The sequence below is a fragment of the Massilia sp. AB1 genome (assembly GCF_018119385.1).
In the GTDB taxonomy this organism is placed as follows: Bacteria; Pseudomonadota; Gammaproteobacteria; order Burkholderiales; family Burkholderiaceae_D; genus Telluria.
The window spans coordinates 64,136-74,670 of the sequence record NZ_JAGKSG010000026.1; the positions used below are offsets into that span (position 1 = coordinate 64,136).

The window sequence follows — 10,535 nt, forward strand, 5'->3', positions numbered from 1 at the left end:
CACCCTTCCGCACGGCTGGAAGGCCACGTTGGATTACAGCGTCTTGACGAACTCGCGGATACCGCCCAGCAGCATCTCGATCGACATCGCGGTCAGGATCAGGCCCATCAGGCGTTCGAAGGCCGTCATCACCTGCGGTCCCAGCTTCTGCTGCAGGCGCTCGGCGCTCAGGAACACGGCCAGCCATACGATCCCGACAGCCGCCAGGGCAGCGACGTGCACCATGGTCTCGGAGAAGCTGGTCGAGCTGAACAGCAGCACGGTGGCCAGGGCCGACGGACCGGCCAGCGCCGGAATCGCCAGCGGCACGATGAAGGGCTCGCCATGCTCGCTGCGGCCCAGCACGCCGTCCGGATGCGGGAAGATCATGCGGATCGCGATCATCAGCAGGATGACGGCGCCGCCGATGCGCAGGGAGACCGGGCTCAGGTGCAGCGCTTCCAGGAAATGCTGGCCGAAGAACATGAAGACCAGCAGCAGCAGGAAGGCGATCGCGCATTCGCGCACCACGATGCGCGGGCGGCGCTGCGGGGCCACGTCCTTGAGCGCGGCGGCGAAGAGCGGGACGTTGCCGAAGGGATCGGTGACGAGGATCAGCAGGATGAAGGTCTGGAAGAAGCTTTGGGTCATGGGTTTCTTATTGTTGGCGTGGCCGATGGGGCTGTGTTGCAATCTTAACCGATATACATCCGACCAGCCCGAACCGTGCGGAAATAAACGATCCCCTAGAGAAAGGCGCAAAAAAAAAGCGGGAAAGGCTCGCGCCCTTCCCGCTCTTCGCCAGACGCCATGCGTCTTGCGCGATTACTTCTCGAACTTCTTCAACCACGCCGCCAGCTGGTGCGGACGCAGACCGTCGTAGTCTTCGAACGGCTGGTGGATCCACGGGTTGTGCGGCAGGTCTTCCAGGTGATAGTCCGGCTTGAAGCTTGACGTGCCCTTGACCCAGATGACGGCCGACTTCACTTCGGTGACGTCCGGGTAGTTGGTCTGCAGGTGCTCGCGCACGCGCTGCAGGGTCACGCCGGAATCGGCCAGGTCATCGACCAGCAGGATGCGGCCTGCCAGCGGGCCCTTGGTCATCGTCATGTACTTGGCGATGTCCAGGTTGCCCTGCTTGGTGCCGGCTTCTTCGCGGTAGGAGCTGGTCGACAGGATCGCCAGCGGCACGTCGAAGATGCGCGAGATGACGTCGCCCGGGCGCACGCCGCCGCGCGCCAGGCACAGCACCATGTCGAACTTCCAGTTCGATTCATACACTTGCAGCGCAAGGCGCTCGACCAGGCGGTTGTACTCGTCCCAGGATACCCAGAGGTCCTTGTCGGTCGATGCAGGGGTGTTCATTTCAGGCTATTCCTATTTTTATATTGAATCAGGCCGCGAACGGATGGCGCAGCACGATGGTTTCTTCGCGGTCCGGGCCGGTCGACACCATGTCGATCGGGATGCCGACCAGTTCTTCGATGCGCTTGATGTAAGCGCGGGCATTCGCCGGCAGGTCTTCCATCGACTTGGCGCCGACGGTGGTCTCCTTCCAGCCCGGCATTTCTTCGTACACCGGCACGCAGCGGGCGGCTTCTTCGGCGCCGACCGGGAAGATGTCGACCGAGCGGCCGTCGATCGTGTAGCCGGTGCACAGCTTGAGCGACTCCAGGCCGTCCAGCACGTCCAGCTTGGTCAGGCACATGCCCGACACGCCGTTGATCTGGACCGAGCGGCGCAGCAGCGCGGCGTCGAACCAGCCGCAGCGGCGCGCACGGCCGGTGACGGTGCCGAACTCGTGGCCCACGCGCGAGAGGTGCTCGCCGACACCCTGGTCGGTCGGCAGCTCGGCCGGGAACGGCCCCGAACCCACGCGGGTGGTGTAGGCCTTGGTGATGCCCATGATGTAGTGCAGCATGCCCGGGCCCACGCCGGCGCCTGCGGCGGCGTTACCCGCCACGCAGTTCGACGAGGTGACGAACGGGTAGGTGCCGTGGTCGACGTCCAGCAGCGAACCCTGGGCGCCTTCGAACAGCAGGCTGCCGCCGGCCTTGTGCGCGGCGTGCAGGAGCGAGGACACGTCGCCGACCATCGGACGCAGGCGCTCTACCTGTGCCATCGCGTCGTCGTAGGTCTGCTGGAAGTCGATCGCCTCGCCGCCCAGGTAGTTCACCAGGACGAAGTTGTGGTATTCGAGGTTTTCCTTCAGCTTCTCGGCGAAACGCTCCGGGTTGAGCATGTCGGCGATGCGGATCGCGCGGCGCGCCACCTTGTCTTCGTAGGCCGGGCCGATGCCCTTGCCGGTGGTGCCGATCTTGTTCTCGCCGCGCTTGGCTTCGCGCGCCTTGTCGATGGCGACGTGGTAAGGCAGGATGACCGGGCAGGCTTCCGAGATCTTCAGGCGCGACACGACTTCGACGCCGGCAGCGGCCAGCTTGTCGATTTCGCGCAGGACGTCCGGCACCGAGACGACGACGCCGTTGCCGATGTAGCAGGCCACGCCTTCGCGCATGATGCCCGAGGGGATCAGCTGCAGCGCGGTTTTCTGGCCCTTGATCACCAGGGTGTGACCAGCGTTATGGCCGCCCTGGAAGCGCACCACGCCGGCGGCGTGGTCGGTCAGCCAGTCGACGATCTTACCCTTGCCTTCGTCGCCCCACTGGGTGCCGATGACGACGACGTTCTTTGCCACGTTAGTATTTGACATCACTTAACCTAAGTTTTTGAGAATCCAATTTCCGTTTTCGAGGACGAGCACGCGGTCGCACTCGAACTCGTCCTGAACATTCTCGTGACCAGGCATGCTCTGGATCACGACTTCGCCTGCCTTGCGCAGGTCAGCGATTTTTTCCCGCAGTTCCGGGGCGTTGCCCCATGGCGCGCGGATGGAATGCTTGCGCGAAGCTAGCGGCAGCAGGCGGGCCAGCTCGCGCAGGTCGAGCGAGAAGCCGGTTGCCGGGCGGGCGCGGCCGAAGGCCTCGCCCACGTGGTCGTAGCGGCCGCCGCGCGCCACCGCGTTCGGCAGGCCGGGCACGTAGAGCGCGAACATGGCGCCGCTTTCGTATTGGTAGCCGCGCAGGTCGGCCAGGTCGATCGCCACGTCGGCGCGGCCGATAGCGGAACCCGCCAGCGCGGCCAGCTCGGCCAGCGCACGGGTGATGCCTGGTAGCTGCGGCAGGACTTCCCTGGCCGTGGCCAAGACGTCGATGTCGCCGTACAGCTGCGGCAGGGCCAGCAGGGCCTGGCGGGTTTGCGGGTAGTAGTTCTTCGAGATCTCATCCAGGCTGGCCGCATCCTTGGCGCGCAGCAGGCAGTAGATCTGGCTTTCGTCGCGGCGCGCGGCCGGGTCTTCGCTCAGGAGGGCGCGCAGCACGCCGACGTGCGACAGGTCGAGGCGCACGTCGGTGAAACCGGCCAGGGCCAGCGAGCCGAGGGCCAGTTCCTGGATCTCGGCGTCGGCTTCGAGGCCGGCGTGGCCGTAGATCTCGGCGCCGATCTGCACCGGCTCGCGGGTGGCGTGCAGGCCCGACGGGCGGGTATGCAGCACCGAACCGGCGTAGCACAGGCGGGTGACGGAATCGCGGTTCAGCAGGTGGGCGTCGATGCGGGCGACCTGGGTGGTCATGTCGGCGCGCAGGCCGAGCAGGCGGCCGGACATCGGGTCGACGACCTTGAAGGTCTTCAGGTCGGTGTCTTCGCCGGCGCCGGCCAGCAGCGAGTCGGTGTACTCGAGCAGCGGCGGCATCACCAGCTCGTAACCGTAGAGCCGGAAGTTGTCCAGCATCAGGCGGCGCAGTTCCTCGATCTTGCGCGCTTCGGACGGCAAGACATCGGCAATATTCTCAGGCAATAGCCAGTTCGGCATGGGCAACAGCGGTTGGATGTTGGATTTTAAAGAGAGCAACAGCGTCGTGGCAACGTGGAAACAGCAGACGTGTCGACGCGCGGCGCGAGCGCCGAATCGGCAATTTTAACCGAAAACGCGGGTTAACTGGCGGGGAATGCTTGTTTGGCAGCAGGTGGGTTGGCAAATTGCCACTATAGACAAGTGGAAATTAGGGGTATTGAGGATGGAGTTTGCGTTAGTGGCTGCGGAACGAACTTGGGTTCCGGCCTTCGCCGGAACCCAAATGTTCGTGAACCGCCGCCCCGCCCGCCCCTGCCCTAGCAGGAGCGGCCAGAACAAACCATCACTTCCCGCCCGGCTGCTTGAAGTACTTGAAGAACTCCGAGTTCGGATCCATCACCAGCACGTCGTTGCGATCCTTGAAGCTGGCGCGATACGCCTCCAGCGAGCGATAGAACTTCGCGAACTCCGGATTCTTGCCAAACGCATCCGCATAAATCGCGGTCGCCTTCGCATCGCCGTCACCCTTGATCTTCTCCGCCTCGCGGAAGGCCTCGGCGATGATCACGGTACGCTGGCGGTCCGCATCCGCGCGGATCTGCTCGGACTCGGCGGCGCCGGTCGAGCGCAGCTCGTTGGCCACCCGCACGCGCTCGGCGCGCATGCGCTCGTACACGGAGTTGTTGATCTGCTCGATGTAGTCCACGCGCTTCAGGCGCACGTCGACGATGCCGACGCCGATCTCCTTGGCTTCGGCCACCACCTTCTGCTGCACCGCCGCCATCACGGCGCCGCGCTCGCCCGAGATCACTTCGCGCACGGTGCGCTTGGTGATCTCGTCGTTCAGGGCCGCCTTGATGATCTGCGACATGCGGTCGCGGGCGCGGCTTTCGTCGCCGGTGAAGCTGATGTAGTACAGGCGCGGGTCGACGATGCGCCACTTGACGAAGGCATCCACCAGGATGTTCTTCTTCTCGGCCGTGATGAAGCGGTCGGCGTCAGGCGTATCGAGCGTCAGGATGCGCTTGTCCAGGTAGATCACATTCTGGAACGGCGGCGGCAGCTTGAAGTGCAGGCCCGGCTCGGTGATCACGTCGCGCACCTGGCCCAGGGCGAAGACGATGGCGAAACGGCGCTGGTCGACCACGAACACCGTGGACGACAGCAGCATCAGGGCAATAAAGCCCGCCACGAAAAGGGTTACGAGGCGGTTCATTAACGGCTCTCCCGGTCACGTGAGGAATCGCGGCTGCGCTCGTCGCGCTGGCGTGCCGAGTCCATGGCTTGGGTCACTTCCGGCGTCGGCTGCTGCGGCTGCTGCATCTGCACCGGGCCGGACTTGCCGCCCACGGCGGCGTCGTTGACGGCGCTCTGCGCCAGCAGCTTGTCCAGCGGCAGGTAGATCATGCCGTTGTTGTTGCGCGTGTCGACCATGACCTTGGTGGTATTGGTGAAGATCTGCTGCATGGTGTCGATGTACATGCGGTCGCGGGTCACGCCCGGCGCCTTGCCGTAGGCGGCCACCACCTGGTTGAAGCGCGAGGCGTTACCGGTCGCGTTTTCCACCACCATCGAGCGGTAGGCTTCGGCGTCCTGCTGCAGGCGGAAGGCCTGGCCGCGCGCCTGCGGGATCACCTGGTTGGCATAGGCCTCGCCTTCGTTGCGGGCGCGGGCGCGGTCCTGGCCGGCGCGCACGGCGTCGTCGAAGGCGCTCTGCACCTGCTCCGGCGGCTGCACCGCCTGCATGGTCACGTTGGTGATCAAGGCGCCCAGGGCGTAGCGGTCCACCATCTTCTGCATCATCTGGTGCACGTCGACGGCAACCTTCTCGCGGCCCTCGTACAGGACGAAGTCCATCTTGTTCTTGCCGACCACTTCGCGGATGGCCGTCTCGGCCACCTGGCGCACGGTGTCGTCCTGGTCGCGGTTGTTGTACAGCCACGAGACCGGGTCCTTCAGCGTGTACTGCACCGCGAACTGGATGTCGATGATGTTCTCGTCGTCGGTCAGCATCAGCGCTTCTTGCGGCTGCTTGTTGCGCACGTTGGCGCGGTAGCCGATCTCGGCGGTGCGGATCTGCGAGACGTTCACGGTCTCGTGCGCCTGGAACGGATACGGCCAGCGCCAGTTGAAGCCCGGCGTGGTGGTGTGGCTCAGCTTGCCGAAGGTGGTGACCACGCCGGTCTGGCCTTCCTGCACGATGAAGGCGCCGCTGGCCAGCCAGATCAGGCCGACGATCACGGCGACCACGCCGAAGGTCACGCTGGCGCCGCGCATGTCGCCGCGGCCGGGCGCGCCGTTGTCGCCGCCGCCATTGCCGCGGTTACCGAACATGCGGTTCAGGCGGGCGTTGAAGTCGCGCCAGAGTTGATCGAGGTCGGGCGGTCCCTCGCCCGGACGGCGGCCCTCCTGGGCCTTGCGGTCGTCGTCGGGATTGCGGCCCCAACGCGGATCGTTCAGCGACATTTTGATGCCGAAACGTTTTAGTAAAGAAACAAGCATAGGCTAGTGTGGCCCGTGATGGGTGGAAGTTGGCATATTGTCGGCAGGACCGCCCAGGGGACCGCCCACCGACGGTTCTCCCTGTGCGAAATTCAGTACGGAGTCCTGCGCTTCGTTTTGTTGCTGCCCGGGTTCGGCCAGCGCCGCCTCGACGATGGCGTCGCGCAGCAGGTCGAGCCCTGCGCCCGTATGGGCGCTGATGAAAACGCGGCTGATCTTATCATATTCATCACGCTCGACCCCAGGTTCCAGCCCGGCCGCGTCGATCTTGTTCCAGACCAGGATCTGGGGAACGTGATCGGCGCCGATCTCGCGCAGCACCTCGTTGACCTGCTCGATCTGCTCCATGCGCACCGGCGAATTGCCGTCGACCACGTGCAGCAGCAGGTCGGCATGGATGGTTTCTTCCAGGGTGGCGCGGAATGCGGCCACCAGCTGGTGCGGCAGTTCGCGCACGAAACCGACGGTGTCGGAGATGACCACGCTGCCCACCTCGTCGCCGAGGTAGAGGCGGCGGCTGGTGGTGTCCAGGGTCGCGAACAGCTGGTTCGCGACGTAGACGCCGGCCTTGGTGAGGGTGTTGAACAGCGTCGACTTGCCGGCGTTGGTATAGCCGACCAGCGACACCGAGAAGGTCTGGTTGCGCCCGCGTGCGCGGCGCTGAGTCTCGTGCTGCTTGCGCAGCTTGGTCAGGCGGGTGCGCAGCATCTTGACGCGTTCGCCGATCAGGCGGCGGTCGGTCTCGAGCTGGGTTTCACCCGGGCCGCGCAGGCCGATACCGCCCTTCTGGCGCTCCAGGTGGGTCCAGCCGCGGATCAGGCGCGTAGCCAGGTGCTGCAGCTGGGCCAGTTCCACCTGCAGCTTGCCCTCGTGGCTCTTGGCGCGCTGGGCGAAGATATCGAGGATCAGGCTGGTGCGGTCGACCACCCGGATTTCCAGGCGGCGTTCCAGGTTGCGCTGCTGGGCGGGCGACAGCGCGTGGTTGAAGATGACGATGTCGATACGCTCGGCCTTGCAGGCCATGGCGATCTCGTCGGCCTTGCCGCTGCCGACGAAGTGGGCGGGGTCGGGGCTGGCGCGCTTCGCCGTGATCGTGGTGATCGGGTCGGCGCCGGCGGAACGCGCGAGCAGCGACAGCTCTTCCAGGCTGGCATTGAAGTCGCCAGCACCAAAATCGATGCCGACCAGCGCTGCGCGCATGGTGGGAGTGCCGGGGGCGTCAGCCATCCTTACTCGGCTTCGGAGTCGAGGTTAAGGTTGACGGCACGGGCCGGCACGACGGTGGAAATGGCATGCTTGTAGACCATCTGGGTCACGGTATTACGAAGCAGGACGACGTACTGGTCGAAGGACTCGATATGGCCCTGCAGCTTGATGCCGTTGACCAGGTAGATGGAGACGGGGACGTGCTCCTTGCGCAAGGCGTTCAGGAATGGGTCTTGTAACAATTGCCCTTTGTTGCTCATAACAGCTCCGTAATGTTGTTGTAGTTTAAAAATTGTGGCGATTTGCCGGATTTCAAGTGTCAAGGCGACATTCCGCTGTGGCGAATGAAAAGCCCTAAGCTACTGTAACCTGTTTTGCCACTTTTTGTCGTACTGCTACGGTTATTTCTGTTCCTTGGCAAACGGGTTCTTCCCGCTCTTCAGTTCGATGCGCAGCGGGGTCCCGACGAGGTTGAACGTATCGCGGAAATGTTTCTCCAAGTAACGTTTGTACGGCTCGGTGACACCTTCCAGCGCATTGCCGTGGATGACGATAATCGGCGGATTCTGGCCGCCCTGGTGCGCATAGCGCATCTTGGGACGGATGCTGCCCTTGCGCTTGGGCTCCTGCTTCTCGATGGCTTCCTGCAGGGCGCGGGTAAGCTTCGGCGTCGACAGGTTGGTGGTGGCGGCCTTGTAGGCGCCCTCGACCGATTTCATCATTTGCGGAATGCCGGTGCCCTTCAGCGCCGAGATGAAATGGGTCTTGGCGAAGCCCAGGAAGTCGAGCTTGCGGTCGAGGTCGATCTTGACCTGGTCGCGCTGGTGCGACTGCAGGCCGTCCCACTTGTTGACCACGACCACGAGCGCCCTGCCCGCCTCCAGGATGAAGCCGGCGATGTGGGCATCTTGCTCGGAAATGTCCTGCTGCGCATCCAGCAGAAGGATGACCACGTTGGCGTCCGAGATCGACTGCATCGTCTTGACCACCGAGAATTTCTCGATGGCTTCGAAGATCTTGCCGCGGCGGCGGATGCCGGCGGTGTCGATCAGGGTGTATTTCTTGCCGTCGCGCTCGAACGGCACTTCGATCGAGTCGCGGGTGGTGCCCGGCATGTCGAAGGCGATCACGCGCTGCTCGCCGACCAGGGTGTTGATCAGGGTCGACTTGCCCACGTTCGGGCGGCCGACGATGGCGATCTTGATGCCGTGGTCCGGGTGTTCCGGTTCCTCTTCCTCGTCCGGGCGGTCGGCGAAGGCGATGTCGAGCGCCTCGCGCACCAGGTCGTGCACGCCGTCGCCGTGGGCGGCGGAGATCACGTAGGGATCGCCCAGGCCCAGCTCGTAGAAGTCGGCGGTCACGGAGGTGTACTTCATGCCCTCCGACTTATTGACTACGAGCATGACCTTGCGGCCGGCCTTGCGCAGGTAATCGGTGATGGTCTTGTCGTGCGGCGTCAGGCCCTGGCGGCCGTCGACGATGAACACGACCACGTCGGCTTCGGCGACGGCCTGGCGCGTCTGCAGCGCCATTTCGTGCATGATGCCTTCCTTGGCGACCGGTTCGAAACCGCCCGTGTCGATGACCAGGAAAGGACGGTCCCCGATCCGGCCTTCGCCGTAGTGACGGTCGCGGGTGAGACCAGGGAGGTCGGCCACGAGCGCGTCGCGCGAACGGGTCAGGCGATTGAACAGGGTCGATTTCCCGACGTTGGGACGACCTACGAGTGCGATTACCGGCTTCATGTACTTATTCTATTCGACCGCGATGGCGGTCACAGTTCCGTTTTGTGTTTGAAAAATCAGGTTCGAGCCGGCAACCAGCGGCGAACCCACGATGGGGCTGCCGTCGGTGGCGGCGCGCGCCAGGAAATTGCCGTCCTCGCGAGACAGGAAGTGCACGATGCCTTCGTAGTCGCCGACGGCCACCGCGCGGCCATACGACACGGGGGTCGAAAGGCGGCGGAAGGACAGCTTGTCGTTCTTCCAGCTCGACGAGCCGGTGTCGCGCGTGAACGCGTGCAGCGCGCCCTTGTCGTCGGCGGCGAAGACGAAGCGCTGGTCGACGGCCACGCCCACTTCGGACGACAGGTCGCGGTTCCAGCGCGGCGCGCCGGTGACCACGTCGTAGCAGCCCACGCGGCCCTGGTAGGACACGGCGCAGACGTCGTTCTCGAACAGCACCGGGGCGCCGCCGATGTCGGTCACGCGCTCCAGTTCGGTCGCGCCGCGCGACACGCCGACTTCGACGTCCCAGCGCGGTGCGCCGGTAGCCAGGATCAGCGAGGACAGCTTGCCGCCCGGCTGGGCGACGATGACGTCGTTGCCGGCCACGATCATGCCCGGCGCGTTACGCAGGGTAAGCGGCGGCGCGATCTTTTGCACGGTCCACTTCTTGTCGCCGTTCCTGGCGTCCAGGCCGACGATGCGGTTGTCGAGCGAGCGCGCCACCACGACGCCCTGGCTTACCACCGGGGCCGACAGCAGTTCGCTCGACAGCTGGGTCTTCCAGACGGCCTTGCCGTCCATGTCGAAGGCCAGCAGCTGGCCATCTTCGCCGCCGACCACGATCAGGTTGCCGTCGGTGCCGACGCCCGCGGTCAGGCCGGTGCCGGCCTTGATGCGCCACAGCACGTTGCCGCTGGCCGCTTCGACGCGCGCGATGTCGCCGTCGCCGCCGGCCACGACCACGGTGTTGCCGGTCAGCGCGGGCGAGAACTGGTAGCCGCGCGCCTTGCCGATGTCGAGCTTCCATGCGGTGCGCACGGCCATCGAGCCCTTCAGCTCCACCAGCTTGGCCGGCTGGTCGCCCTTCGGCTTCGATGCGAACGGGTTGAGCGAGTTTAAGGTCGAGCAGCCCGTCATCAGGGCCAGCACACCAACACCAACGAGCTTCCTGCTAATACGCATATTCTTTTACCTTGTTCCTGGATCGTAAAGGACGCAAGGCCCGGGGGGGGGGGGGGGGGGGGGGGGGGGGGGGGGGGGGGGGGGGAGGA

Annotated in this window: 10 protein-coding genes; all 10 read right to left on the reverse strand. The window is 64.8% G+C overall.

What is annotated here, in order from left to right:
* Positions 1–33: 33 nt before the first annotated feature.
* Positions 34–630: a MarC family protein gene (locus J8847_RS15745; protein WP_211519666.1), complete on the reverse strand. Its 597-nt coding sequence runs from the start codon at positions 628–630 to the stop codon at positions 34–36.
* Between the two features lie 174 nt (positions 631–804).
* The gene (locus J8847_RS15750; protein WP_211525660.1) at positions 805–1,344 is read right to left on the reverse strand and encodes a phosphoribosyltransferase; all 540 of its coding nucleotides are present in this window, start codon (positions 1,342–1,344) and stop codon (positions 805–807) included.
* A 28-nt stretch (positions 1,345–1,372) separates the two neighbouring features.
* Positions 1,373–2,689 (reverse strand): adenylosuccinate synthase, encoded by a 1,317-nt coding sequence (locus J8847_RS15755; protein WP_211525661.1) that lies wholly within the window; start codon positions 2,687–2,689, stop codon positions 1,373–1,375.
* A 3-nt stretch (positions 2,690–2,692) separates the two neighbouring features.
* On the reverse strand, positions 2,693–3,847 hold the full coding sequence (locus J8847_RS15760) for an ATP phosphoribosyltransferase regulatory subunit (protein WP_211525662.1): 1,155 nt from the start codon (positions 3,845–3,847) through the stop codon (positions 2,693–2,695).
* Positions 3,848–4,172: 325 nt separating this feature from the next.
* Entirely contained in the window at positions 4,173–5,045 is an 873-nt protein-coding gene (hflC, locus tag J8847_RS15765; RefSeq protein WP_211525663.1) for a protease modulator HflC, read from the reverse strand.
* Complete coding sequence (gene hflK, locus J8847_RS15770; protein WP_211525664.1) at positions 5,045–6,331, reverse strand: FtsH protease activity modulator HflK; 1,287 nt, start codon at positions 6,329–6,331, stop codon at positions 5,045–5,047. The genes hflC and hflK overlap by 1 nt, the downstream gene beginning before the upstream one ends.
* A 3-nt stretch (positions 6,332–6,334) precedes the next feature.
* A complete protein-coding gene (gene hflX, locus J8847_RS15775; protein ID WP_211525670.1) occupies positions 6,335–7,531 on the reverse strand; it encodes a GTPase HflX in 1,197 nt (398 codons plus the stop codon).
* 29 nt (positions 7,532–7,560) lie between these two features.
* On the reverse strand, positions 7,561–7,797 hold the full coding sequence (gene hfq / locus J8847_RS15780; RefSeq protein WP_026354376.1) for an RNA chaperone Hfq: 237 nt from the start codon (positions 7,795–7,797) through the stop codon (positions 7,561–7,563).
* Between the two features lie 141 nt (positions 7,798–7,938).
* On the reverse strand, positions 7,939–9,282 hold the full coding sequence (gene der / locus J8847_RS15785) for a ribosome biogenesis GTPase Der (RefSeq protein WP_211525665.1): 1,344 nt from the start codon (positions 9,280–9,282) through the stop codon (positions 7,939–7,941).
* A 9-nt stretch (positions 9,283–9,291) separates the two neighbouring features.
* A complete protein-coding gene (gene bamB, locus J8847_RS15790) occupies positions 9,292–10,446 on the reverse strand; it encodes an outer membrane protein assembly factor BamB (protein WP_211525666.1) in 1,155 nt (384 codons plus the stop codon).
* Positions 10,447–10,535 lie beyond the last annotated feature (89 nt).

Coding starts and splice junctions, on each gene's coding strand:
- J8847_RS15745 (WP_211519666.1), bottom strand. CDS start 630: ATGACCCAAAGCTTCTTCCAGACCTTCATCCTGCTGATCCTCGTCACC.
- J8847_RS15750 (WP_211525660.1), bottom strand. CDS start 1,344: ATGAACACCCCTGCATCGACCGACAAGGACCTCTGGGTATCCTGGGAC.
- J8847_RS15755 (WP_211525661.1), bottom strand. CDS start 2,689: ATGTCAAATACTAACGTGGCAAAGAACGTCGTCGTCATCGGCACCCAG.
- J8847_RS15760 (WP_211525662.1), bottom strand. CDS start 3,847: ATGCCGAACTGGCTATTGCCTGAGAATATTGCCGATGTCTTGCCGTCC.
- hflC (WP_211525663.1), bottom strand. CDS start 5,045: ATGAACCGCCTCGTAACCCTTTTCGTGGCGGGCTTTATTGCCCTGATG.
- hflK (WP_211525664.1), bottom strand. CDS start 6,331: ATGCTTGTTTCTTTACTAAAACGTTTCGGCATCAAAATGTCGCTGAAC.
- hflX (WP_211525670.1), bottom strand. CDS start 7,531: ATGCGCGCAGCGCTGGTCGGCATCGATTTTGGTGCTGGCGACTTCAAT.
- hfq (WP_026354376.1), bottom strand. CDS start 7,797: ATGAGCAACAAAGGGCAATTGTTACAAGACCCATTCCTGAACGCCTTG.
- der (WP_211525665.1), bottom strand. CDS start 9,282: ATGAAGCCGGTAATCGCACTCGTAGGTCGTCCCAACGTCGGGAAATCG.
- bamB (WP_211525666.1), bottom strand. CDS start 10,446: ATGCGTATTAGCAGGAAGCTCGTTGGTGTTGGTGTGCTGGCCCTGATG.